20 protein-coding genes and 2 pseudogenes are annotated in these 23,703 nt (G+C 62.1%); 6 read left to right on the top strand and 16 right to left on the bottom strand.

Translation table 11 applies throughout. The annotated features are described in order from the left end of the window. A pseudogene (locus E4Q08_RS14720) lies at positions 1-311 on the top strand (hypothetical protein); the annotation flags it as partial. 276 nt (positions 312-587) lie between these two features. Here the strand turns inward: E4Q08_RS14720 and E4Q08_RS14725 are convergent. Then, positions 588-1,142, bottom strand: coding sequence for a lipocalin family protein (locus E4Q08_RS14725; protein WP_169070945.1), 555 nt, complete (start codon positions 1,140-1,142; stop codon positions 588-590). A gap of 9 nt (positions 1,143-1,151) precedes the next feature. After that, the gene (locus E4Q08_RS14730; protein WP_169070946.1) at positions 1,152-1,373 is read right to left on the bottom strand and encodes a hypothetical protein; all 222 of its coding nucleotides are present in this window, start codon (positions 1,371-1,373) and stop codon (positions 1,152-1,154) included. 159 nt (positions 1,374-1,532) lie between these two features. On the opposite strand from E4Q08_RS14730, the pseudogene glgX reads away from it, so the two are divergent. Together glgX and E4Q08_RS24890 are read left to right on the top strand one after the other, a co-directional pair. Next, positions 1,533-3,635, top strand: a pseudogene (gene glgX, locus E4Q08_RS24885) (glycogen debranching protein GlgX); the annotation flags it as partial. A 57-nt stretch (positions 3,636-3,692) separates the two neighbouring features. Next, a complete protein-coding gene (locus E4Q08_RS24890; RefSeq protein ID WP_248594937.1) occupies positions 3,693-5,453 on the top strand; it encodes an alpha-amylase family glycosyl hydrolase in 1,761 nt (586 codons plus the stop codon). Between the two features lie 2 nt (positions 5,454-5,455). On the opposite strand, the gene E4Q08_RS14745 is transcribed toward E4Q08_RS24890, so the two are convergent. From E4Q08_RS14745 to E4Q08_RS14785, 9 genes are all read right to left on the bottom strand, one after another. Then, positions 5,456-5,776, bottom strand: coding sequence for a hypothetical protein (locus tag E4Q08_RS14745; RefSeq protein WP_169070947.1), 321 nt, complete (start codon positions 5,774-5,776; stop codon positions 5,456-5,458). Between the two features lie 718 nt (positions 5,777-6,494). Continuing rightward, positions 6,495-6,770: a GntR family transcriptional regulator gene (locus E4Q08_RS14750; protein WP_169070948.1), complete on the bottom strand. Its 276-nt coding sequence runs from the start codon at positions 6,768-6,770 to the stop codon at positions 6,495-6,497. A 159-nt stretch (positions 6,771-6,929) separates the two neighbouring features. Then, a complete protein-coding gene (locus E4Q08_RS24895) occupies positions 6,930-7,631 on the bottom strand; it encodes a PEP-CTERM sorting domain-containing protein (RefSeq protein ID WP_248594934.1) in 702 nt (233 codons plus the stop codon). An 85-nt stretch (positions 7,632-7,716) separates the two neighbouring features. Beyond that, on the bottom strand, positions 7,717-9,480 hold the full coding sequence (locus tag E4Q08_RS14760; protein WP_169070949.1) for a dockerin type I domain-containing protein: 1,764 nt from the start codon (positions 9,478-9,480) through the stop codon (positions 7,717-7,719). Between the two features lie 54 nt (positions 9,481-9,534). After that, positions 9,535-10,497 (bottom strand): TolB family protein, encoded by a 963-nt coding sequence (locus E4Q08_RS14765; protein WP_169070950.1) that lies wholly within the window; start codon positions 10,495-10,497, stop codon positions 9,535-9,537. Positions 10,498-10,701: 204 nt separating this feature from the next. After that, complete coding sequence (locus E4Q08_RS14770; RefSeq protein WP_034909286.1) at positions 10,702-11,052, bottom strand: hypothetical protein; 351 nt, start codon at positions 11,050-11,052, stop codon at positions 10,702-10,704. A gap of 250 nt (positions 11,053-11,302) precedes the next feature. Continuing rightward, entirely contained in the window at positions 11,303-12,433 is a 1,131-nt protein-coding gene (locus E4Q08_RS14775) for an ABC transporter permease (RefSeq protein WP_169070951.1), read from the bottom strand. Positions 12,434-12,437: 4 nt separating this feature from the next. Continuing rightward, on the bottom strand, positions 12,438-13,364 hold the full coding sequence (locus tag E4Q08_RS14780; protein ID WP_169070952.1) for an ABC transporter ATP-binding protein: 927 nt from the start codon (positions 13,362-13,364) through the stop codon (positions 12,438-12,440). Beyond that, positions 13,361-14,329 carry an HlyD family secretion protein gene (locus E4Q08_RS14785; protein WP_169070953.1) on the bottom strand — a complete coding sequence of 323 codons (969 nt, stop codon included), beginning with the start codon at positions 14,327-14,329 and terminating at the stop codon, positions 13,361-13,363. The genes E4Q08_RS14780 and E4Q08_RS14785 overlap by 4 nt, the downstream gene beginning before the upstream one ends. Positions 14,330-14,488: 159 nt before the next feature. On the opposite strand from E4Q08_RS14785, the gene E4Q08_RS14790 reads away from it, so the two are divergent. Beyond that, positions 14,489-16,930, top strand: coding sequence for a sensor domain-containing diguanylate cyclase (locus E4Q08_RS14790; RefSeq protein ID WP_169070954.1), 2,442 nt, complete (start codon positions 14,489-14,491; stop codon positions 16,928-16,930). Positions 16,931-17,026: 96 nt separating this feature from the next. On the opposite strand, the gene E4Q08_RS14795 is transcribed toward E4Q08_RS14790, so the two are convergent. The 4 genes from E4Q08_RS14795 to amrB are packed head-to-tail and all read right to left on the bottom strand — an operon-like array spanning position 17,027 to position 20,136. Then, entirely contained in the window at positions 17,027-17,689 is a 663-nt protein-coding gene (locus E4Q08_RS14795) for a dienelactone hydrolase family protein (protein ID WP_138678972.1), read from the bottom strand. Continuing rightward, positions 17,686-18,795 carry an AmmeMemoRadiSam system radical SAM enzyme gene (amrS, locus tag E4Q08_RS14800; protein WP_138678971.1) on the bottom strand — a complete coding sequence of 370 codons (1,110 nt, stop codon included), beginning with the start codon at positions 18,793-18,795 and terminating at the stop codon, positions 17,686-17,688. The genes E4Q08_RS14795 and amrS overlap by 4 nt, the downstream gene beginning before the upstream one ends. Then, complete coding sequence (gene amrA, locus E4Q08_RS14805) at positions 18,780-19,328, bottom strand: AmmeMemoRadiSam system protein A (protein ID WP_034909293.1); 549 nt, start codon at positions 19,326-19,328, stop codon at positions 18,780-18,782. The genes amrS and amrA overlap by 16 nt, the downstream gene beginning before the upstream one ends. Beyond that, entirely contained in the window at positions 19,318-20,136 is an 819-nt protein-coding gene (gene amrB / locus E4Q08_RS14810; protein ID WP_169070955.1) for an AmmeMemoRadiSam system protein B, read from the bottom strand. Before amrB ends, amrA begins: the two co-directional genes overlap by 11 nt. A gap of 34 nt (positions 20,137-20,170) precedes the next feature. Here amrB and ispD point away from each other — a divergent pair, with 34 nt between their 5' ends. Together ispD and ispF are read left to right on the top strand one after the other, a co-directional pair. After that, positions 20,171-20,869: a 2-C-methyl-D-erythritol 4-phosphate cytidylyltransferase gene (gene ispD, locus E4Q08_RS14815; RefSeq protein ID WP_169070956.1), complete on the top strand. Its 699-nt coding sequence runs from the start codon at positions 20,171-20,173 to the stop codon at positions 20,867-20,869. Positions 20,870-20,986: 117 nt separating this feature from the next. Then, positions 20,987-21,469 (top strand): 2-C-methyl-D-erythritol 2,4-cyclodiphosphate synthase, encoded by a 483-nt coding sequence (gene ispF, locus E4Q08_RS14820; RefSeq protein WP_169070957.1) that lies wholly within the window; start codon positions 20,987-20,989, stop codon positions 21,467-21,469. A gap of 93 nt (positions 21,470-21,562) precedes the next feature. On the opposite strand, the gene uvrB is transcribed toward ispF, so the two are convergent. Then, complete coding sequence (gene uvrB, locus E4Q08_RS14825) at positions 21,563-23,638, bottom strand: excinuclease ABC subunit UvrB (RefSeq protein ID WP_169070958.1); 2,076 nt, start codon at positions 23,636-23,638, stop codon at positions 21,563-21,565. Between the last annotated feature and the right edge of the window lie 65 nt (positions 23,639-23,703).

Raw genomic sequence — 23,703 nt, forward strand, 5'->3', positions numbered from 1 at the left:
TGAAACTGCACCTCGAACCTGCATCGGTCGATGACCCGCAGGCTCCGGTGCGCGTCGCCTGGCGCTATTTCTCCAACCGACTCGACCAGTTGGACTACCCCCGCGCACTTGCGCTGAATCTGCCCGTCGGCTCTGGCGAGGTCGAGAGTTCTCATCGCTACCTCGTGCAGGCCCGCCTCAAGCGCCCAGGGGCTTGGTGGCGTGCGGACATGGCTCAAGCCATGATCAACCTGCGTGTCATGCGACATAACCAGCTGTGGGAAACCTATTGGGAAAAGCGCTGGGCGGAGCCTCTACGCAGAGCGGCTTAAAACCGAGACTCCCCGTCCAACACTTTCGTTCGCACCCTCAGGAGTGCGTCCCTGCCGGTACCGTCGATCTGATCGCCCGCTTGAAACAGCAGGCGGCAGCCGGTGATGTGATCGCCGAAATCACGCTGAATTCGCTATTGTCCTCGCCATTGTATGCGCCCAGGAAATGACCAAGAAGGTTGGAGCCCGAGAAGCATGCGCCCCCTTTGGCTGACCCGGGAATCACACCTTCAGGATCTCGACTCGGCACCCAGGCAGCGAATCGGGAGCCTGCGGCTACTGCCCTGCCGATTGGCAAGCATCCGTCCGATCCTGCCCAACCCAGATCAGGCGGCTGATATCGAAACCGAGTTGTCGCGCTTTTACCAGTAACTGCTCGCGAACTTCGGCGGGCAGTCGCCGCTCGCGCGACAGGATCCACAGGTAGTCACGGCTCGGGCCGACGACTAGCGACCAGAGGTAAGTGTGCTCATCCAGTGCGGCGATATGGTAGCCGCCGTAGAAAGGGCCAAAGAACGACACCTGCAGCGAAGCGAGCGTCGGTTCGCCAATGAACCGTGCCTTGCCGATGGCTTCCTTCCAGGTACCTTTTTCTGCGCTGTAGCCGCAATTGATCACTTCGACGCTGCCGTCGGGCTGCAGGCGGTACTGCGCCGAAACATCGCTGAGTCCGCGTTCGAAAGAGTGGTCGAGGCGGGCGATCTCGTACCACTTGCCGAGGTAGCGATCGAGCTGGAACGGGCTGACCGGGGTGATTCCTTGAGGAACACCGGTGCACGCCACGAGGAACAGAAGCGAATGGAAAAACAGCAGGATACGAAGAAGGCACATGCTCATTACCTATGCAGGGGGTGACTCGTCGACGCGCTGGTAGCCGTGTTTCGCCCGCCGTGCCGCCATCATGGCCATCAGCTTTTCTCCGTTCGCGGGGCTGTCGACCGCAACGATTCGGACTCTCGATCGGCGATAACCGCCGTAATAGACGATGACGGCGAGGCCGAACAGGTCACGGCCCAGCTCAAAGCAATAGAAGCGGCCATCGGGGCGTGTCCAGATTTCCATCGCGCTATCGTACCGGTTTTCAAGCTTGCATGAACACTTGAATACCGTCATCGCCGGCGTGCAAGCGCAGTTCGCGGCAGACTGCAGGTGCGATAAAATGCGCAGGAGTCAAAACCATTTGCCTACCATGGCCTATCTTGTAAAACAGAAAGAACCCCCATGTCTGAACCGCTGACGGCCGTCTGGCCTGGAAAATCCTATCCTTTGGGTGCCACCTGGGACGGCGCAGGAGTCAATTTCGCCTTGTTCTCCGAACACGCAGACAAGGTGGAGCTCTGCCTGTTCGACGCCAGCGGGCGGCTGGAACAACGGCGCATCGAACTCCCCGAGCAAACCGATCAAATCTGGCATGCCTATCTGCCCGAAGTCCGTCCCGGCCAGTTGTACGGCTACCGGGTACATGGTCCTTACCGACCCGGGCAGGGGCACCGCTTCAACCCGCACAAGCTGTTGCTGGATCCCTACGCCAAAGCCATTGTTGGCGGAATCAAGTGGAGCGACGCCCAATTTGCTTACCGCATCGGCAACGCACAGGAGGATTTGAGCTTCAGCCGCCGCGACAGTGCTGCCGGGATGCCCAGGTGTCAGGTGATCGATCCGGATTTTGACTGGGAGGGCGACCGCCACCCCAATGTTCCCTGGCATCAAACCGTGATCTATGAGCTGCACATCAAGGGCTTCACCCAGCTGCATCCGCATGTTCCGCCCGAATTGCGCGGTACCTACGCCGGCCTGAGCGCGGGGCCGGTCATCGACCACCTCAAGCGCCTGGGGGTGACGGCGGTGGAGTTCCTGCCAATACAGACCTTCATCGACGACCGCCTTCTGCTGGAAAAGGGCCTGAAAAATTACTGGGGATACAATTCGATCGGCTATTTCGCCCCCGAGCCACGCTATTCCGCCAGCGGCGAGATCAACGAATTCAAGCACCTGGTCAAGACGCTGCACGCTGCCGGCATCGAGGTCATCATGGATGTGGTCTACAACCACACCGCCGAAGGCAACCACATGGGACCGACACTGTGTTTCCGTGGAATCGACAATGCTGCCTATTATCGGCTGGTCGCGGGCAATCCCCGTTACTACATGGATTACACCGGCTGCGGCAATACCCTGAACATGATGCATCCGCGGGTATTGCAACTGATCATGGACAGCCTGCGCTACTGGGTGATCGAGATGCACGTCGATGGTTTTCGCTTCGACCTGGCGGCGGCGCTGGCGAGGGAACTGCACGAAGTCGATCAACTCGGCGCATTCATGGACATCATTCATCAGGATCCGGTCCTGTCGCAGGTGAAGCTGATCGCCGAGCCCTGGGACCTCGGCGAAGGCGGCTATCAGGTCGGCAACTTTCCGGTCGGCTGGACCGAGTGGAATGGCAGATACCGCGACGTGGTGCGCGATTACTGGCGGGGCGAGGGGGGACTGATGGGTCAGTTGGCCCACCGGCTGACCGGTTCCAGCGATCTGTATCAGCACAGCGGCCGCCGGCCCTACGCCAGCATCAACTTCATTACCGCCCATGACGGCTTTACGCTCTACGACCTGGTCAGTCATAACGACAAGCACAATGCCGCCAATGGCGAAGACAACCGCGATGGCGACTCGCATAACCGTAGCTGGAACTGCGGCGTCGAAGGCGACACCGCCGACCCGGAAGTGCTGCGGCTGCGGGAGCGGCAGCGGCGCAACCTGCTGGCAACCCTATTGCTTTCACAAGGCGTACCGATGCTGCTCGCCGGCGATGAAATGGGCCGGACGCAGCGCGGCAACAACAATGCCTATTGTCAGGACAATGAACTGAGCTGGGTGAACTGGGATCTGGCCTGGCTGCCCGCAAACCGTGAACTGTTCGAATTCACCCGCCGCCTGATCGATCTGCGCAAAGCCCATCCGGCGCTACGTCGGCGACATTTCTTCCAGGGGCAGCGCATCCGCGGCGCGGGCGTCCGGGACATCATCTGGCTGCATCCGACGGGCAGCGAGATCAGTGATGAGGACTGGGACCATCATTATGCCCGTTGCTTCGGCGTGTACCTGATCGGCGAGGCCCTGGAAGAACAGGACGAACGCGGCCAATGGGTCAAGGATGATGATTTTCTGCTGTTGCTCAACGGCCATTATGAGGCGATCCGCTGCACGCTGCCGTGGAAGGGGAACAGTGAGCTGGTGCTGGATACCGCCCTGTCGGAGGGCGGAACCGGCCAGCCGTGCATGGACCAGTCCTATCTTGTGCAGGGCCGTTCGCTGGTGCTGCTGACGCAGCGGCGGCAGGCCGGCCAGGTGGCGGTGCCATTGTTGCGGCGGCGTTATTTCATGCCCGCTGGCGCACAGCTACTGGAAGGTGGCCGGATTCGGTTTCGCCTGTGGGCGCCGCTGGCGGAGCGGGTGGAAGTGTCGCTGGAAGAGCCGGGCGGCACCGTTCTTCTGCCGATGGAGGCGAGGGAAGCCGGCTGGTACGAATTGAGCACCGATCGGGCCAGGGCGGGCGATCTCTACCGGTACCGGATCGACGGCGTCGGAGAATTCCCGGATCCGGCTTCGCGTTACAACCCCCAGGGCGTACACGGTCCCAGCCAGTTGCTGGACCCCGGTCAGTTCGTCTGGAACGACTGCAACTGGCGGGGCCGGCCCTGGGAAGAGGCGGTCCTCTACGAACTGCACGTCGGTACCTTCACCCCGCAGGGCACCTTTGCAGCCGTTCGGGAACGGCTCGATTACCTGCGGGAACTGGGCGTGACCGCCATCCAGTTGCTGCCGGTCGCCGCTTTTGCCGGGGCACACAACTGGGGTTACGACGGCGTGTTGCCGTTTGCGCCCGCCGCCAGCTATGGCCATCCGGACGAACTGAAAGATCTGATTCAGACGGCTCACCACAAGGGAATGATGGTATTGCTGGACCTTGCCTGTCACTACTTCGGTCCCGAAGGCAATTATCTGCACCTTTACGCGCCGGCGTTCTTTGCGGCCGGCGCGACCGGTCTGGCCGGCCGCAGTATCGATGCGGCCAACCCGGTGGTGCGCGAGTTCATCATCCACAATGCGCTGTACTGGCTGGAAGAGTTCCACTTCGACGGCCTGCGCCTGAATGCGGCGCTGCTGCAGGAGCAGGCTGGGCAGTCGGAACTGTTGGAAGCGCTGGCTCGCGCCGTCCGCGAGGGACCTGGCAGAGACCGTCATTGCCACCTGCTGCTCGGTCATGATCGGCGCGCTGCGCGCTATGTCCATTGGCATGATCACAGCGCGCCACGCCGCTACGAAGCGGTCTGGAATGACGCCGCTCAGCAGGCCATGCAGGAGGTGCTGATCGGTGCTGGCGTGACCGCTGTCGATCGGCCGCTCGACCAGTTGGGCGCGTGTTTAAGCCGGGGGAGTACCGCTGGCGGGCCAGATTCCCTGCTGCCCAACGCTTTCGTGACCTTCCTGCAGGATCATTCCTGCATTGGCAGCCGCGCTCTGGGTGAGCGTCTCCACCAATTGGTGTCGCCGCGACCGCTGGGAGCCATGGTGGCGACCACTCTCCTGGCGCCGATGCCGCCGGCGCTGTTCATGGGCGAGGAGTTCGCCGCCGCACAGCCGTTCCTGTATTTTTGCGATTTCAACCCGGATCTGATCAAGAAGATCGCCATCAACCGGCGCAAGTCCTTTGCCCATCTTCCGGGATTTCGTACACCCAAAGCGCGGGCCCGCATTCCCGACCCCAACCATCCGGCCACCTTTGAGCGCTGCCAACTGGACTGGAACAGCGTGCATCACTCACCGCACGCGGACTGGCTGCATTTCTATCGCCGCCTGCTGGCGGTTCGCCACCGGGAAATCACTCCCCGCCTGGCGGGAATGCATGAGGAAGCGGTGCGGTTTACCCTGCCAGGCGAACGCGGACTATTGATCCGCTGGACGCTCGGAGACGACTCGATGCTGTCCCTGCTGGGCAATTACGGCGACCTTCCGCTAGCGGGACTGCATCGGCCCGAAGGCGTGGTTCTGTGGGCCGAACCCGGTGAAGCCGAGCATGCGCTCAAGCAGGGCCAATTGCCGCCATGGTCGGTGGTGTGGTTGCTGCGGGCTGCCGGCTGAGGTCAATCGAGGTGCGGCAGAATGGTTCGGGCCTGTGCTTCGTCCAACTGGTCGAGGCAGAGGTCCTTGCGGCGTCGCCGGATCGCCAGGATGCTCAACAGCGCAGGCAATAGTAGCGCCGCCGTTGCCGGCTCCGGCAGTGTTGCTGGCGGCGTAATCCGATAGTTGAAATCGTCCATCAACCAGCGTGTCTGTTCTGGCGGCACGATGCTGTTGGCGCTACTGAAGCGCAGGCGGGTCACAGCACGCCAATCCACATCCAGCTGACGGTAACCGCCAGCGCTGAACGCAGCGTTAATGTGAAAGTCGCGTATGCGACTCACGAATCTCCCTCCCCCTCGCGGGGGAGGGGTCGGGGGGAGAGGGAAACGGTCATGACTTTCATGATCGGGGGTGCCTGGAAAAGTCATGACCGTTAGCGAGCCGGCTGGATCGTTACCGCGAAATCCCTCGATCAGCAATTCGGTGGCGCTGCTCGAGTCCAGGTTGTTGTTCGACGTCCAGGTAGAAAAATGGGCGCCGAGGAAATCGAAGGCGCCGCCATCTGACCGCCGCACCCAGGCCGGGCCGGCGTAGTTGGAAATCACCAAGGCACCTGAAGGCGAACCGTAGGCGTTGTTATAGTTGCCGGCGCCAGTGACGTTTTGGTAGTGGTCTGGTATGGTCCCTGCTGCGCTCCGACTCGGTCTCACAGGCCCTGTCGCTGGGAAATGTTTGCGGCGCGCTGGTCGCTGCCGGCGAAGGGGTGCTGCAGCATTTGCCCGACGCTGCAACAGTGCTTCGTAAGCACGCGGCAACTAACGGTCATAATTTTTCCCGGCACCCCGGATCATGATAATCCAGCTTGGGCTCGTGAGAGAGGGATACCGTCGCCGAGTCGCAGCCGGATCAAACGCAAGAAAGGCGCCGCAGACGGCCGGCCAAACATCGAGGAGATGCTGCGGTTGCTGAGAACGGCGCGCTCCAGCAGGCGCGTCGATGCGACCATGCCCAATTCCCGCATTTCCTCGGTAAACCCTTTCAGGCGGCCGAGTTGGGGCGTCAGGCACGGCGGCGACTTTGCTGCCACCCGGCACGGCCCAGGGTTTCGATGTAACGGCGGGCGCACAACTCATCGTAGGCCCGGCGCACGGTCGCCCGGCTCAAGCCCAAGCTTTCGGCCAGCACCCGCTCGGAGGGCAGACTCTGACCATCGGCGATCGCTCCGCACTCGATCTGCTCGGCTAGTTTCCGGTAAAGCTGCTGGTAGCTCGGCTCGGCCAAAGCCCGATCCGGGGCCACCCGGACGATCAGTGAATCAAGACATATTTCGCTCATGTCTGTTGTGCGCTGGCAGACTAGAATTCTGGCATGAGAGAACATAGAAGACAAAAGGAGAAAACTACCAAAATACCCCGACCCTGGCTGGCCCTTTTGATCATTCTGTTGGTGACGGGCGGCGCGCGCTTGGCGCACGCCGCGTCCGGGACAAGGGGATCAGCTCCTGCGCCGGCGAGCGACACCCAGACCGACTAGACCCAGGCTCAGCAAAGCGAGCGAGGCCGGCTCGGGGACTTCCTGCTGCGAGAAGCGCTGTTCGAAACCTTGCAGACTGGCCGTCTCGTCGATTCCTGTCGCCCAGACCAGGATGTTCTTGGTTACCCAGATCGATTGCATAGGCGTGAAATTCGCCACATCGGTCAGGTTGGAGATCAATCCAGTGCCATCGAGCCAACTGAATTCGACTTCCTTGACGCCGAGATCATCCAGGCCCGCTGCCGTACCGATGGTTTCCCGGATGTAGAAACCGTTGTCCCCCAGATTGGTGACAAAGCCATCGGTCAAGATCAGCGAATTGTCCTTGATCAACTTGCCTGGATCGAGCACCGAAATGCGAAACCCGAAGCTAGTATCGAGATAGGCGTAAAGGCCATCGCCGGTTACGTTGAACTCGCCATTCAGCACGCTGAAATGCAAACCAGGACCGGGGTCCATGCCGCCATCGTTGAGAGGCGTGACGTCGATGTTGTCGGCGTTGAAGGTCCTGCCGTCGCTGGCGCCGTAGAAGTTCAGGGCCCAGTGATCAAACACCTTGTCACCAGCGGTAATACTGGCACCGCCAAGCAGGCTGGATAGCGGGATGGCGTGCGCGGCACCGGCTGAGGCCAGTACCAGGGCAAGAGCTGTGAGGTTTCGCATCAAGGATTTCATGAGGGAAGTTCCTTTCATTCAAATGGGCGAGATAGCAATCGCCCCTGGCAGGGCCGGGGGCTGGTATTCATCATTAGTTGATGGCGCAATTGGCCCGCGTGCACCTGGGAATGCAGAATTTGACGTCGGCAGGGTCGATTCTGCCGTCGCCATTGGCGTCGCGCGGGTCGCCGGGCAGCGGGGTCTGGCCGCGAGCCTTGCTGATCAGCGACAGGTCAAGCGAGTCGATATCGCCATCACGATCCACGTCGCAGACGCCATCCGAGGTGTTCAGAGTAAGGTCGAAGAGGATCGGCGAAGCGCCGTCGGTGTTGGCGTTGAGCCGCACCTGTACCTGGATGAAGCGGCCGCTCACACCCGGGTTCGCCCCATTCACCACCGGCTGGTAGGCCAGGTTGGGCAGAATGGCCTGGTTGTTGTCGGCTCGCACGCTGACCTGCACGCTGGCACCCGTTGGCACCTGCTCGGTCCAGCTCACCTTGCTCCAGGCCTGGCCGCTGACACCGCTATCCTTGATCACCGTCCAGGTACCAGTGGGACTGGTGATGTTGCGCGCGGCGAAACCGGTTGCGTCGCTGTAAGTGTAGGGGTCGAAGCCGACCGGGAAGACGCCCAGCGGAGCGCAATCGCTGCCGCGGTACTTGGATACGCTGTTGGTGAGGCGGTTGATCTGCCAGACATTGTTGTCCGAGTCCACGATCACGCCACGGGTCTCCGTGGAGGATTGGCTCGCACCGGAGCACAACTCCGCGCCGGCCGGGCTGTATTTCTTGACCCCGCCACCACTGTAAAAGCCCGTCCAGATATTGCCGGAACCATCGACCGAGATACCGGTGGACGCGAAGCCTTTGGACCCGCCGGGTGTGGTGAAGGTATTGGGGCCTGGCGTGAATTCACGGAAACCGAATCCGCTCAGCGATCCCAGGTAGACCTTGCCGTTGCCCAGGGCGATGCCGTAGTTCTGGCTGCTGTCATCGAAGAAGCTGACGGAAGCGGGGTTGCTGGTATCCAGTCTGCCCAGCCTGCCACTCAGCGAGGCGCTCCACAGGATGCCGGCTCCGTCCACCAGACAGCCGTAGGGATTCCAGGGAACGGAGTGTGGTCCGCTCAGAATGACCCCGTCGGATGCCCGGATCTTGTAGAAATGTCCCGAGTTGTACATCCCGGCCCACAGATTGCCGTCGGTACCAATGCAGAGCGCCCGCCCCAGTTGGCCGGCTTCTGCGGCGGGGAAAGTCGTCACCCACGCCACCCTCTCGTCGCGGCTCTCGCAAGTGCCCGGCGGGATGGCACAGTCGAAGTGCCCGTTGCTGTTGTCATCGACGACATCCTTGGTTTCGCTGGAACTGATACTGCCGCTGATGTCACCATCCGTGGAGGTTTCGGCCGTGGTGTTGGCGTTGCGGTCAATGAAGCCCTCGGCCAGCACCTTCATCAGCGAGGGTCTGCCGCCATCGAAATGCCGGTTGAGGATGTAGGCGTTGCCGTTGATGTCCACCGCCGAACGGGACGGTGCCGGACCACTGAAGGCGGTGTGATTGGCGAATGGGCCGCTGCCGAAGAAGGTTCGGTAGCGAGCCAGTTCTTTGCCCGTTGTCGTATCGATCTTGGACAGGGTGTCCTCGCCGGCGTTGGCGACCCACAGGACCGGGAAGGTGGTACCGACGGAACTGAGCTGCAACTGGTCGTTGTTCGGTGTGTCGTGGTTGACCCCCGAAAGCACACCCTGGTCGAATTGCGCGTCGAGCGTATAGACGGTGGTGCCAGCCAGCGCGATCGGCACCCAGCACGATGCGGCGAGGGCTGCAGCCAGGCGAGTCAGGGTCAGATTGGACATGCTGCAATTGCTGGTACGATTTTTCATGTTGATCCCCTTGTAAGCGTTCTTGGGTTACCGTGCTTGCCCGACCGAGGCCTGATACCTGGCACTCGGACGTGCGACCGGATAGCTCTCCTGGGCTTGAGTGGCCGTCAGGCGTTGCTGACCGGTGCCGTCCGGATTGATCCGGTAGATCTGGCCAGGCCAGTCACGAAAGCTCATGAAGTAGATATGACGGCCATCCCCGGACCAGCTCGGCGCGAGATCCTGCACGTCAGAACGGGTCAGATTGGTGGCGCCGGTCCCGTCCCGGTTGATGATATGCAGGTTCATTGGTCCACCCTGGGTATCGGCATTGCTCAGGTACACGATGCGGCTACCATCTGGCGAGAAACTGGCCTGACTGTTGAGAAACTGGTTCCTGGTCAGCGCCACGACATTGCCGCTGTCGACGCTGGCCAGTTGAATGTTTACGCCTTCGGTACGTCCGCCGGGAAGCAGATACATCACCTGCTTGCCATCGGGAGACCAGAGCGGATTGCGTTCATTTTTGCCGTCCCGGGTGAGAGGACTGATTGCGCCGCTATCCAGATCCACGATCATGATTTTGGCCGATTTGCCCTGGGCATGGATGAACGCGATGCGTTTGCCGTCCGGCGACCAGGCCGGGTCGGCTGCATCCATGTCGGCGGGAGTCAGTGCCCGCTGGCCACTACCGTCGGCGGCCATGACGAAGATGCCGCTGGGACCATTGCGGTCGGCCATGAAGGCGATCTTGCTGCCATCCGGTGACCAGCGGGGATGCTGCTCGAGACCGGGCATGCTGGTCAGGCGCATCTGCCCGCTACCGTCGGCGTTCATCACATAGATATCGCCCTGACCACTGCGGTAAGAAGTATAGGCAAGCTTGCTGCCGTCGGGGGACCAGACAGGCTGCAGTTCGGTGCTGCTCGTCTGGGTCAGGCGCCGCTCGGCGGTACCATCACCGCGCATGCTGTAAATCTGCATCGTGCCGTGGCGAAGGGAGGTGAACACAAACTCCTGAAGCGATGTCTCGGCAGGCTGGGGGGGCATTCCGGAGGATGGGCCACTTCCTGCCATGCAGGCAGCGACGAATAAGGGAACAGTGGCATCACGCAAGCTCGGCCGTTTTTTGGCTATCGTATCTTCACTCATGTCTTGGCTGTCCTCGTTCATGAGTTTGGTTGTTCGAAAGTGAGGGGGTTCGCCGACCCATCCCTATTGGGTCACCGCGAAGATCACCGACTTGAGAACCTTGCCCTTCTCATCCTGGACGGTCAGGGTGTAATTGCCGGCGACAGCAAGGGGAACCTCGTATTTCAAGGTACCATCATTGCCTACGAGAAGAACTTGGCTGTGCTGGGTATTATCGGGATAGGCGACGACCATCCGCACGACAGAATTGGGTGCGTAATTGCCACCATTGAACACTGCCGGTTCGTGGCGGCCGATGATGGACGGACCACCCAGGTAGGGACCGGCAGCAAAGGCGGATGGGATCTGAGACACGGTGAGTACACCAGTTGCCAGAAACAAGGCCAACAGACGATTCTTGATTGCTGTGTTCATTTCTATCCTCCGGAAGGAGTAGTTACGGGAAGCGATTCGGGCCGAACCGCAAGAATAGTCGTGCCCATATTGTTCCAAGCATAATCCATGCCAAAAACTGTTATCCATTTAAATCAGATAGGATTAAGTGGCCGCCGGCAGGTGCTGTAAAAAAATTCCGACACCTGCTTTACGAACCATGGTGAATTCCTGTCCCCATCAATAAGGAGCAAGAAGCAAGGCGTGTTCGCATGCCCTTTGCGCATGGGCCTCAGTCCAGCGTTCTGCGAAAGGTCTTCAGCCCGACGCCAAGGACCACCACGATGAAGGCGAGGATCGGCCAGACCTGCTCCCAGAGCATGTCGACGCCGTTGCCCTTGAGCAGGATGCCGCGCACCAGGAGCAGGAAATGCGTCAGCGGCAGGACGTTGCCGATCACCTGCGCCCATTCCGGCATGCCACGGAAGGGAAACATGAAGCCCGAGAGCAGCATCGATGGCAGGAAGAAAAAGAAGGTCATCTGCATTGCCTGCAACTGGTTGCGGGCAATCGAGCTGAAGGTGATGCCGAGCGTCAGGTTGGCGCAGATGAACAGCAGCACCACTGCGTAGAGCAGCAACAGGCTGCCGTGCATCGGTACGTCGAAGAGCCAGCGCGCGGCAAGCAGGACCAGCGTCACCTGCAGCAGACCGATCAGGATGTACGGAACGATCTTGCCGGTCATCACTTCGAGGGGGGTGGCCGGCGTCGCGAGGAGGTTCTCGAAGGTACCGCGTTCGCGCTCGCGGGTCATCGCCAGACCGGTCATCAAGACCATGGTCATGGTCAGGATGACGCCGAGCAGCCCCGGCACGACATTGTAGGCAGTGATCCCCTCGGGGTTGTAGCGGCGATGGATGCGCAGTTCGACCGGCGGCGTCGGCACGCGTTGCAGCCCCTGCAGGTCGGGAGCGAAGACCTCGATGCCGAGACTCTTGAGCACCGAGATGGCGCCGCCGGTGGCCATCGGGTCGGTGGCGTCGGCTTCGACCAGCAGCGTCGGACTCCTGCCGCGCACCAGATCGCGATGGAAACCGGGCGGGAAGGTGACGACGAACTGCACCTTGCTGCGGTCGAGGAGTTCGCTGGCCTGATGCTCGTCGACCTGGCCGACGATCCGGAAATAGTCGCTGTTGGCCATGGCGGCGACGTAGGCGCGTGCGAAAGGGCCGGGGTCGGCCATGACCACGGCGGTGGGCAGGTGTTTCGGGTCGGAATTGATCGCGAATCCGAAGAGCAGGAGCTGGATGATCGGGATGCCGACGATCATCCCGAAGGTCAGCCGGTCGCGCTTCAACTGGATGAATTCCTTGAGCAGGATGCCGACCCAGCGGGAAAAAGAGAAGCGGGAGAAATGTTCCATGCGCTCAGCCGGCGAAGGGGTCCTGGGCATGCTGCATGAGGTGGATGAAAGCGTCTTCGAGCGACGGCGCCACGGCGACGATGCGCACATCGCTGACCTGCGAGAGCGTCTGCAGGCTCGCCTGCAGGCGGGCTCCGTCCTGGCCGCTGACGTGCAGCGTCGCGCCGAAGCTTGCCACCTGGTCGACACCTGCCATGCCGCGCAGGTCTTCGGCCAGGCCGTGGATTCTGTCGCCGCTGATTTCCCAAGTGTTCAGACGGCAACTGGCGACGACCTCGCTGGCTGTGCCGGTGGCCAACAGGCTGCCGTAGGCGATGTAGGCCAGACGGTGGCAGCGTTCGGCTTCGTCCATGTAATGAGTGGACACCAGGATGGTGATCCCGGCGGTGGAAAGGCGATGGATTTCCTCCCAGAAATCGCGCCGTGCCTTGGGATCGACGCCAGCGGTCGGCTCGTCGAGAAGCAGCAGCCGGGGTTGATGGAGCAGACACGCGGCGAGCGCCAGGCGCTGCTTCCAGCCGCCCGAGAGGGTGCCGGCCAACTGCTGGCGCCGGCCGCTCAGGCCGAGTTCATCGAGGGATCGATCGACGGCCTTTTGGCGCTCGCGCATGCCGAACATGCGCGCCACGAAATCGAGGTTCTCGCCGATCGAAAGGTCGTCCCACAAGGAGAACTTCTGGGTCATGTAGCCCACCTGGCGCTTGATCGCGGCGCTTTCCCGGAGGACGTCGAGTCCGAGGCAGGTGCCGCGACCGCTATCCGGCGTCAGCAGGCCGCAGAGCATGCGGATCGAGGTCGTCTTGCCGCTGCCGTTGGGGCCGAGGAAGCCGTAAATCTCGCCCTGGCGGACCTGCAGGCTCAGATCCTTGACCACGTGCTTGTCGCCGAAGCGTTTGTTGATGCCGGCGACGTCGATGACCAGGCCGTTCATCGGCCGCCGAGGCGCACGTCTACCGGCAGTCCGGGCCGCAGGCGGGCGGCCTGTTCCGGCGCCGGCACGGCTTCGACGCGGAAGACGAGCTTCTCGCGGCTGCCGCGGCTGTAGATCACCGGTGGCGTATATTCGGCCTCTGGGGCGATGAAATCGATGCTGGCGCGGATCACCTCGGCGCAGCCGTCGCATTGCGCTTCCACGGGCTGGCCCGGTCGGATGCCGGCGATGAGCACTTCCGGCACGTAGAAGCGCAGGCGCCGGCGAGCATCGGGCAGCAGGCTGGCGACCGCTGCGCCGGCCGGTACCCATTCACCAGGCTGATAGTAGGTATCGGCCACCTCGCCGTCGGCCGGTGCGGCGACCGCCTTACGTTCGACCAGCCAGCGTTTCTGCGCCGCCACCGCTGCCGCTGCCTCGACCTCGGCGGCGGCGCTGCGCACTTCGCCCTGGCGACCGAGCGAAATCCGGAAGCTTGCCAGTTGCTGCCGGGCGGCTTCGAGTTGTGCGGCATCACGGTCGCGCGTCGCTTTTGCTTCGTCGAGTCTGGCCTGCGAGACAAAATTCCGTTGCGCCAGTGCCTGCTGTTGACCGAGCTGCGTTTGCGCAAGTCGCAGCGCCGCCTCGGCAGCACGCACCTGCGCCTCGAGGGCAGCGATCTCGGGTGGCCGGCGGGGATCGCCGAGGTTCGACAATTTTTCACGGGCTGAACTGGTGCGCGCTTCGGCTTCGGCCAGGGTCTGCGAATCCGGGTCGGCAGCGACCGCAAAGATCACCTGCCCGGCCTTGATGCGGCTGCCGCGGGGGCTGTCGAGTGATTTCAGGTAGCCTGCCTGCGGCGCCGCCAGATACAGGAATTCACCCTCGATGTAGCCCTGGAAGAAGGGCGGCCGTTCGTTCCCGCAGGCGGTGAGAACGGCCAGCAGCGCTGCGGCGAGCGGGATGCCATAGTTTGGCGGATTCATGGGGCGACATTCTACGGCGAATCGTCGCAAGCTGAAGCGGCCATCCGTTGGGCAAAAAATACAAGCCAATGATTTATTGAACATCAATATTCCAACGGCGATCGTGATGAGTGGTCGATCAAATTGCGTTCTGCGGGTGTGCTATTGTGCAATCAGGACATGAACGCGACGATCTTTCACTGGCGATCGATCAAGACCAGAATCACGCTTTTTATGCTGGCCATTTTCCTGATCAGCATCTGGTCGCTGGCGTTCTACGCCAGCCAGGTGCTGCGTCAGGATATGGAACGTGTCCTGGGCGACCAGCAGGTGGCGGCGGTTTCCTTGCTTGCCAGAGAAATGGATCATGAGCTGAGCTACCGGATGCGCGTCCTGGGGCTGATCGCCGGCAAAATCAGCCCGGCGATGCTCGGCAATGCGACCGCCTTGCAGGCCTTTCTGGAAGAACACCCGCTCCTTCAGGATCTGTTCAACGCCGGGGTCATCGCTTCTCGGCTGGATGGCACGGTGCTTGCCTCGGTGCCGTTGTCGTCTGAACACATCGCTGTCCATGAGTTGGACATCGACACCGTTACCGTCGCGCTCAAGGAAGGGAAGTCGACGATCGGCCGGCCGGTCATGGGGAAAAAACTGCAGGCCGTCTTCAACATGACGGTGCCGATTGGCGATCAGCAGGGCAAGGTGATCGGTGCGTTGGCGGGGGTGGTGGACCTTGGTCTGCCCAATTCCGTGGACCAGATCACCCAAAGCCACTATGGCAAGACTGGTGGCTATGTTCTGGTGGCACCGCAGTACCGCTTGATCATCACCGCCACCGACAAGAGCCGGGTCATGGCCACTTTGCCCGCTCCCGGGATCAACCCGACCATCGACCGATTCATCGAGGGCTTCGAGGGACCGGTTGTTTACGTGGGGGCAACCGGCGTTGAACTCCTGACCTCGGCCAAACGCATTCCTGTCGCAGGTTGGGACATGCTGGCAATCCTGCCGACCGCCGAGGCCTTTGCCCCGATTCACGCCATGCAGCAACACGTGCTGCTGACTACAGTCGGGTTGACCCTGCTGGTCGGTTTCCTGATCTGGTGGATGTTGCAGCGCCAGCTTTCACCGCTGCTGGCCGCCGCGAGAAAACTGGCTAGCGCGTCCGATGCCAAGGATCGCCTGCAGCCTCTGCCGATTTTCCGGGAGGACGAAATCGGCCAGCTCATCGGCGGCTTCAATCATCTGCTGGCAATCCTGGCGGAGCGCGAAAAGGCCTTGCAGCAAAGCGAAGCCTTCAAGAATGCCATCCTGAATTCGATACCGGCTGAAATCGCCGTGCTCGACCGTGATGGAATGATCGTGATGGTCAACCAACCCTGGATATGCTTCGCTCTGGAGAACGGCATCGAAGACGGCAAGCCGGCGCCGCGTACCGGAGTCGGTGTCAATTATCTGAGCGTGTGCCAGGCAAGCATGGATTCCCCATCGCAGGATACAGCAATCGCGGCCTACCACGGTATCGGAGCGGTGCTCGACGGCAGCCTGCCCAGCTTCACCCTCGAATATCGTTGCGATACCCCGGAGCAACGACAATGGTTCAGCATGGTCGTTTCCCCCTTGACTCCGGCCGGCCAGGGTGCGGTGGTCTCGCACACCAACATCAACGAGCGCAAACAGGCGGAAGTGGCGCTGCGCGAACAGGAAGAGTTCTTCCGTCTGATCGCCGAGAACCTTCAGGGCTTCGTGGCGGTTCTCGATGTCGATGGGCGGCGGCTGTACAACAGTCCGTCTTACGCTCGTCTGTTCGGGGAGCGGGACATTTCCGGCACCTCCTCATTTGCAGATATCCATCCTGCCGACCGTGAACGCGTCAGGATGGCATTCTGCAACACCGTCGCCACCGGCATCGGACAACATCTCGAATTTCGCATTCTGATGGCCGACGGCGGCATCCGGCTGATGGAATCGCGCGCCGGTGTCATCCGGGGCAAGGAAGGACGCACCAAGTGCGTGGTCGTCGTTTCTCATGATGTCACCGAACGCAAGGAAAACGAGGAGAAAATCCATCGTCTGGCTTTCTACGACGCGCTCACGCAACTTCCCAACCGCCTGACCCTCAACGACCGCCTGCGCCAGGCCATGGCTACGAACAAGCGCAGTGGGTATCATGGCGCGTTGATGTTCCTTGATCTCGACAACTTCAAGCCGGTGAATGACACCTATGGGCATGAGGTGGGCGATTTGTTGTTGATCGAGGTGGCGGATCGACTGAAAACCTGTATACGTGCGATGGACACCGTGGCGCGCTTCGGCGGGGATGAGTTCGTCGTGATGTTGAGCGATTTGCATGCAGACGAAGCCGGGTCGATTGCCCACGCCAGGATCGTTGCCGAGAAGATTCGCCTCATCTTGTCGGAACCCTACCGGCTGACCGTCAAGCACGAAGGCAAGGCAGACACGACCATTGAACATCGATGCACGGCGAGCATCGGCATCGCCTTGTTTCGCGATCATGAAGCGAGCCGGGACGACATTCTCAAGTGGGCGGATACGGCAATGTATCAAGCCAAGGAAGCCGGGGGAAACCGGATCCGGTTTTTTGACGCACAGTCGTCGTAGGTCGGGTTAGCGCAGCGTAACCCGACAACCCTGAGCAAGGCAGGTCGGGTTACGCCTTGCGGGCCAATCCGATCTACCAGGAAACCCGTAGCCTGGTCAGACCAGTTTGGGCAGGTGCTGGAAGAACCAGTGCACCGTCTCGCGGGCGACGAACCCGAGAGCGGTGGCCGAGTCTGGCGAGGCGGCCGGCAGCAGTTTCAGCTCCTGGCGACAGGCCAACTCGCGCAGGGCGCGCCGATTGCTTGCCGTCACCCGCTCGTCCTCCTCGCTGACGAGAACGAGCAGCGGTGCGGCGAGCGAGCGCAGGTAGAGCATGCCGGCCAGATCGATCAGGCCACCGCGGCAGACGACGGCGAAGATGTCATGGTCGCGCAGGGCGGCAACGCGCAGTGCCACCGGCGAGCAATCGCCGGCGGCGCAAAGGCCGATCGGCAGTGTCGGCAGTTCGCTCAGCAGCATTCCTTGCTTGATCAGCGCCAGCGCATCGAGCAGGCGTTTGGCGAGCAGCGGGACATTGTGGTGAATGTCGGCGAAGCGTTCTTCGGCGTGCGTCAGCAGATCAAGCGTCAGCGTGCCGATGCCGGCGTGCTGGAGGACCACCGCGAGAGCATCGTCGCGCGCCTCGGGATTCTCGCCGGCATGCGTCAGCACGACCAGTGCCGACAAGCGTGCCGGCAGGGTCAGCAAGCCTTGCAGCGAAGCATGTCCGGAGGGGATGGCGATCGGTGTATCACCCGGAAAATTGATCGCTTCGTTCACCGCCGCTCCAGCCGCACCGGCACACGACGTGCTCCGAAAGGCTTCCCGAAACGGGTGAAGTGGCCGGCAATCAGGGTTCCGCAGTGGGGACAGCGGCCATCGGCCGGCAGGTCGTAATGCCGGATGTTGTACCAGTCGCGCTCGATCAGCGCGGCCTGGCAAGACGGGCAGAAGGTGGTACCGCCTTCGCTGTCGTGCACATTGCCGGTGTACACGTAGTGCAGACCGGCGTCGATGGCGATGCGCCGCGCCTGGGTCAGCGTCGCAGGCGGGGTTGGGGGCAGGTCGCTCATTTTCCAGTCGGGATGGAAGGCGGTGAAGTGCAACGGGACTTCTGGCCCCAGTTCGCGTGCCACCCAGTCGGCGAGCGCCTGGATTTCGCCGGCGGAATCGTTCTTGCCCGGAATCAGCAGGGTGGTGATTTCGAGCCAGCACTTCGTCTGGTGATGGATGTAGGCGAGGATGTCGAGTACCGGTTGCAGGTGGCCACCGCAGAGCTTGAAGTAGAAATCGTCGGTAAAGGCCTTGAGATCGACGTTGGCGGCGTCCAGCACGGCGTAGAACTCGCGCGCCGGTTCGGGATGGATGTAGCCGGCAGTGACGGCCACCGTTCTGACGCCGCGTTCATGGCAGGCCAGCGCGGTGTCGATCGCGTATTCGGCGAAGATCACCGGGTCATTGTAGGTGAAGGCCACCGACTGGGCGCCGTAGGCGACCGCTGCGGCGGCGATGCCCTCGGGAGTGGCGGCGTCGAGCAGCCGGTCCATGTCTTTCGACTTCGAGATGTCCCAGTTCTGGCAGAATTTGCAGGCGAGATTGCAACCGGCGGTGCCGAAGGAGAGAATCGACGAGCCGGGATAGAAGTGGTTGAGCGGCTTCTTTTCGATCGGGTCGATGCAGAAGCCCGACGAACGCCCGTAGGTGGTCAGCACCATCTGACCGCCGAGGTTCTGACGAACGAAGCAGGCGCCGCGCTGCCCATCATGCAGCTTGCAGTCACGCGGACAGAGATCGCACTGAATGCGTTCGTCTTCGATGGCATGCCACCAGCGACCTGGATGCGCCGATTCCGGCACTTTGGGGGAATGGTCTAGTTCTCTTTCCATTTTCGTACTCCATAACGTGCAAGGGCGAGCTGCTCGTGCCAGAAGTCGGCGGGCAGCCCGGCCTTGAGCTTCAGTTGCGCCAGGAACTGGCGTGGCTCGGGGAGCGACTCCCAGACCTGCGGCAGGAAGGTCGCGCGCCGCCTGCCATAGCGGACGACCAGACCGTCGATGCCGGGTCGCAGACGCGCCAGCGCGTCTGCCTCGCTGCTGACGGCGAAGGGCTCGGGCGGCGTCAGTAGCGAGACTTCGACGCGCGTGCGGGCAAACTCCGCCGGACTCAGGGGCGCAAAGCGCGAATCACGAAAGGCTGCGGCGACGGCGTTTTCAGCGACGTCGGTGGCAAGTGGCCGCTGCGCTTCGAGGCTGCCGATACAACCGCGCAACTGACCGTTCTGGGTGAGGGTGACAAAGGTCGCTCCCGGCTCGGCAAGTTCCGGGAGCGGACTGACGGCCTGCGCGGCCAGTCCGAAACGCTCGGCGATGGCGTTGCGGGCGATCGTCAGCAAAGCGCTGCCCAGGGCGTCAGTGGGCATGTTCGGGCTCCGCGCTGAAACTGAAGGCGCCGTAGCCGACGACTCGCGACCGGTCGCCGGCGGTGTCGCCGGAATTGCGCAGGTCCAGCAGTTGCGCCCGCAGTCCGTGCCGGCGTGCGGCCAGCAACAGACCATTGACCGGTGTCGCGCCACACGCCTGCTGATGATCGAGGTGCGCATCGAGCGCGACGATGTGGCGTGCGGTGTTGCTGTCGGTTTCCCGGGCCAGCGCGTAGGGCAGGTAGTGCGAAAGATCGGAACTGATCACGATCAGCGTCTCGTCTCCTCCCCACAGGCATTCGAGTACTTCAGCCACCTCTGCTGCCGAAGCGCGGCCGACCGCGAGCGGCAGCAGCGTGAACCCGGAAAGCACCGTCTGCAGGAAAGGAAGCTGCACTTCCAGCGAGTGTTCAAGGGCATGTGCGGCGTCGCTGACGATGACCTGTGGCAATGGTTCGATGCTGGCCATGGCTTCCTGGTCGAGCTGGACGACGCCGAGCGGGGTGGCGAAGGCGCGGGAGGAGGGCAGCGCCAGCCCATCGACCGCGACCCGGTGGGTCGGTCCGAGCAGGATCACGCGGCGAATGCTCTCGCGCAGGTCCGCGAGCGGCGCATAGACGCTGGCCGCGACCGGACCCGAATAGACATAGCCGGCATGCGGGGCAATGATCGCCTTCGGGCGCAGGCCTGATGCCGGCGGTGTGTGGCTCAGCATTTGCTGGAGGTCGCGCGCCAGAGCCGAAGAGGATCCGGGGTAGAACATGCCGGCAACTGCGGCCGGACGGATTTGCGGTGTCGAATGGGTCATGTGCTTGCTCCTCGATACTGGTTAAAATTACGCCATGCAAAGCTACTACGCAATCGTCCCCGCTGCCGGTTCGGGATCGCGCTTTGGCGGCGAAACGCCCAAACAATATCAGATGCTTGCCGGACGACCATTGATCTATCACAGTCTTGCGGCACTCTCTCGCCATGCACGCATCGAGCGGGTCTGGGTGGTGCTGTCGCCAGAAGATAAATGGTGGCGACAGCACGATTGGACAAGTCTAGGCTATAAACTGGAAACCATTTTCTGTGGCGGTGCGACACGATCCGCCAGCGTCCGCAATGGCCTCGACGCTGCGGCGACGGCTGCCGACGACGAAGACTGGGTGCTGGTGCATGACGCCGCGCGTCCCTGTCTTTCGCAGGCGATGTTGACGGCCCTTTGCGATGAACTTGCCGGCGATCCCGTCGGCGGCCTTCTCGCGGTGCCGGTGGCGGACACGCTGAAACGCGCCGACGCCGAGCAGCGCGTGGCCGGTACCGAGCCGCGCGATGGCTTGTGGCAGGCGCAGACGCCGCAGATGTTTCGTTACGGCCTGCTGACCCGGGTTCTGACGGAACATCGCACCGGCACCGACGAAGCGTCGGCCGTGGAGGCCGCCGGTTTCCGGCCGAAACTGGTGCAGAGTGACGCCAGCAATCTCAAGGTCACCTATCCGGTCGATCTGCGACTGGCGGAACTGATCCTGCTGGCGAGGATGCAGGAGGGTCAATGATTAATGTGAAAGTCGCGTCAGCGACTCACGAATCTCCCCTCCCCCCTCGCGGGGGGAGGGGTCGGGGGGAGAGGGAAACGGTCATGACTTTCATGGTCGAAGGTGTCTGGAAAAGTCATGACCGTTCGCATCGGACAAGGTTGCGATATTCACGCGCTGGTTCCGGGACGCAAGCTGATCCTCGGCGGCGTCGACATTCCGCATGCCTGCGGCCTGCTCGGCCATTCCGACGCGGATGCGCTGCTGCACGCGATCACCGACGCACTGCTCGGCGCCGCTGCGCTGGGCGACATCGGCCGTCACTTTCCCGATACCGACGCCCGCTATCGGGGTGCCGACAGCCGGCAGTTGCTGCGCGCGACGCTTGCGCTGCTGGCGCAGGCCGGCTGGCAAATCGGCAATGTCGACGCAACGATCATCACTGAGCAGCCGAAGATGGCGCCGCACCTGCCGCAGATGGTCGCCAACATCGCTGCCGACCTGCAGGTGCCCGCAAGCTGTGTCAATGTCAAGGCCAAGACCGCCGAACGGCTGGGCTTTGTCGGCCGCGGCGAGGGCATCGCCACCGAGGCGGTGGTGCTGATCTGCCGGGGGGCTTGAGGGTTTCTCCGCACGGCTGGTTCCGATCCCCCTACGCCATATCCCATCAAGCCTGTCCCATTAAGCATCCACTCATCGAAGGGGTCACGAGGGTCAAGGCGGCGCCGGGGGCTCCGCACCGCTGATCCCGAACACTTGTTTGCGGATCCGGAACAATTCGTCGCGCGCGGCGGCGGCTTTCTCGAATTCGAGGTTCCTGGCGTACTCGAGCATCTCCTTTTCCAGGCGTCGCAGTTCGCGTGCCAGTTGCTTTTCGCTCATCGCTTCGTAGTTGGCCTGCTGCTGCGCCGCCTTGAGGTCGCGCTGTGCGTTCTCGGTATCATAGACCCCGTCGATGATGTCGATGACGCGCTTGCTGATTCCCTTGGGAACGATGCCATTGGCTTCGTTGAAAGCGAGCTGTTTGAGCCGCCGTCGTTCGGTTTCGGCGATCGCGCGCTGCATTGAGCCGGTTACCCTGTCGGCGTAGAGGATGGCGGTACCATGCAGGTGGCGGGCGGCGCGGCCGATGGTCTGAATCAGCGAGCGCTCGGAACGTAGGAAACCTTCCTTGTCGGCGTCGAGGATCGCCACCAGCGAGACTTCGGGAATGTCCAGGCCTTCACGCAGCAGGTTGATGCCGACCAGAACGTCGAATCGGGCGAGGCGCAGATCGCGAATGATCTCGACGCGCTCGACGGTATCGACATCCGAATGCAGATAACGCACCCGCACCTCGTGTTCGTTGAGGTAGTCGGTGAGATCTTCGGCCATGCGCTTGGTCAGCGTGGTGACCAGCACCCGCTCTGCCTGTGCGACGCGCAGTCGGATCTCCGACAGCAGGTCGTCGACCTGGGTCGAGGCGGGGCGAACGATGAGTATCGGGTCGACCAGCCCGGTCGGACGGACGAGCTGCTCGACAACCTGTCCCTGATGTGTCGTTTCGTAGTCGGCAGGGGTGGCCGAAACGAAGATCGTCTGCCGCATCAGGGCTTCGAACTCGGCGAACTTCAGCGGCCGGTTGTCGAGTGCCGACGGCAGACGGAATCCGTAATTGACGAGGTTCTCCTTGCGCGAGCGGTCGCCCTTGTACATGCCGCCGACCTGCGAAACCGAGACATGGGACTCGTCGATGAACATCAGCGCATCGGCAGCCAGATAGTCGATCAGGGTGGGCGGGGGTTCACCGGCCTGGCGTCCCGAGAGATGCCGGGAATAGTTCTCGATCCCCTTGCAGAAACCGACCTGATCGAGCATTTCGAGGTCGAAACGGGTGCGCTGCTCGATGCGCTGCGCCTCGAGCAGGCGATTTTCGGCGTTGAAGAAAGCAATCCGCTCAAGGAGTTCGCCCTTGATCGCCTCGATCGCCCGCAACACCGTTTCGCGCGGGGTGACGTAGTGCGACGATGGGAAAACCGTGAAGCGCAGCAGCCGGGCTTGCAGATGACCGGTCAAGGGGTCGAAAAGCTGCAGGCCTTCGATCTCGTCGTCGAACAGCGAGATCCGGATCGCCTGTTCGGCGTGTTCAGCGGGGAATACGTCGATGGTGTCGCCGCGAACGCGAAAGGTGCCGCGGTGAAAGTCGGTCTCATTGCGCTCGTACTGCATGTCGGCAAGGCTTTTGATCAGCTCGCGCTGACCGATGCGATCGCCGACGCGCATGATCAGGATCATCTTGCTGTACTCGTCGCGGTCACCGAGGCCATAAATGCACGAGACGGTGGCAACGATCACGCAATCACGGCGTTCGAGCAGGCTCTTGGTGGCGGACAGGCGCATCTGCTCGATGTGCTCGTTGATCGACGAATCCTTTTCGATGAACAGGTCGCGTGCCGGAACATAAGCCTCGGGCTGGTAGTAGTCGTAATAGGAAACAAAATACTCGACCGCGTTGTCGGGAAAGAACTCGCGGAATTCGGCATAGAGCTGTGCAGCGAGCGTCTTGTTGGGTGCCAGCACCAGCGCCGGACGGCCGGTTCGCGCGATGACGTTGGCCATGGTGTAGGTCTTGCCCGAGCCGGTGACGCCGAGCAGGGTCTGGAACGAGAGCCCATCCTGCAGTCCCTCGACCAGCTGGTCAATTGCCGCCGGTTGATCACCAGCCGGCAGGAAGGGCTGGTAGAGACGAAACGGGCTGCCCTCGAAGGTGACGAAGGGCGGCTTTTGAGGAGAACTTGCTCGATCTGGCATGCTAGAATTCTACGTTGTTTCGCGACAGACCGGCGCCGGGAACGAAAACGGCAGTCGGGCAATCT

The organism is Candidatus Accumulibacter contiguus, assembly GCF_012940005.1.
GTDB classification, from domain to species: Bacteria; Pseudomonadota; Gammaproteobacteria; order Burkholderiales; family Rhodocyclaceae; genus Accumulibacter; species Accumulibacter contiguus.

Bases quoted from the DNA above. Each gene is read 5' to 3' on its own strand.
- E4Q08_RS14775 (WP_169070951.1), bottom strand. From the start codon at position 12,433: ATGGAACATTTCTCCCGCTTCTCTTTTTCCCGCTGGGTCGGCATCCTG.
- ispD (WP_169070956.1), top strand. From the start codon at position 20,171: ATGCAAAGCTACTACGCAATCGTCCCCGCTGCCGGTTCGGGATCGCGC.
- E4Q08_RS14780 (WP_169070952.1), bottom strand. From the start codon at position 13,364: ATGAACGGCCTGGTCATCGACGTCGCCGGCATCAACAAACGCTTCGGC.
- amrB (WP_169070955.1), bottom strand. From the start codon at position 20,136: ATGACCCATTCGACACCGCAAATCCGTCCGGCCGCAGTTGCCGGCATG.
- amrA (WP_034909293.1), bottom strand. From the start codon at position 19,328: ATGCCCACTGACGCCCTGGGCAGCGCTTTGCTGACGATCGCCCGCAAC.
- E4Q08_RS24895 (WP_248594934.1), bottom strand. From the start codon at position 7,631: ATGCGAAACCTCACAGCTCTTGCCCTGGTACTGGCCTCAGCCGGTGCC.
- E4Q08_RS14770 (WP_034909286.1), bottom strand. From the start codon at position 11,052: ATGAACACAGCAATCAAGAATCGTCTGTTGGCCTTGTTTCTGGCAACT.
- ispF (WP_169070957.1), top strand. From the start codon at position 20,987: ATGACCGTTCGCATCGGACAAGGTTGCGATATTCACGCGCTGGTTCCG.
- E4Q08_RS14725 (WP_169070945.1), bottom strand. From the start codon at position 1,142: ATGTGCCTTCTTCGTATCCTGCTGTTTTTCCATTCGCTTCTGTTCCTC.
- E4Q08_RS14785 (WP_169070953.1), bottom strand. From the start codon at position 14,329: ATGAATCCGCCAAACTATGGCATCCCGCTCGCCGCAGCGCTGCTGGCC.
- E4Q08_RS14760 (WP_169070949.1), bottom strand. From the start codon at position 9,480: ATGTCCAATCTGACCCTGACTCGCCTGGCTGCAGCCCTCGCCGCATCG.
- E4Q08_RS14730 (WP_169070946.1), bottom strand. From the start codon at position 1,373: ATGGAAATCTGGACACGCCCCGATGGCCGCTTCTATTGCTTTGAGCTG.
- E4Q08_RS14750 (WP_169070948.1), bottom strand. From the start codon at position 6,770: ATGAGCGAAATATGTCTTGATTCACTGATCGTCCGGGTGGCCCCGGAT.
- amrS (WP_138678971.1), bottom strand. From the start codon at position 18,795: ATGGAAAGAGAACTAGACCATTCCCCCAAAGTGCCGGAATCGGCGCAT.
- E4Q08_RS14790 (WP_169070954.1), top strand. From the start codon at position 14,489: ATGAACGCGACGATCTTTCACTGGCGATCGATCAAGACCAGAATCACG.
- uvrB (WP_169070958.1), bottom strand. From the start codon at position 23,638: ATGCCAGATCGAGCAAGTTCTCCTCAAAAGCCGCCCTTCGTCACCTTC.
- E4Q08_RS24890 (WP_248594937.1), top strand. From the start codon at position 3,693: ATGCCCGCTGGCGCACAGCTACTGGAAGGTGGCCGGATTCGGTTTCGC.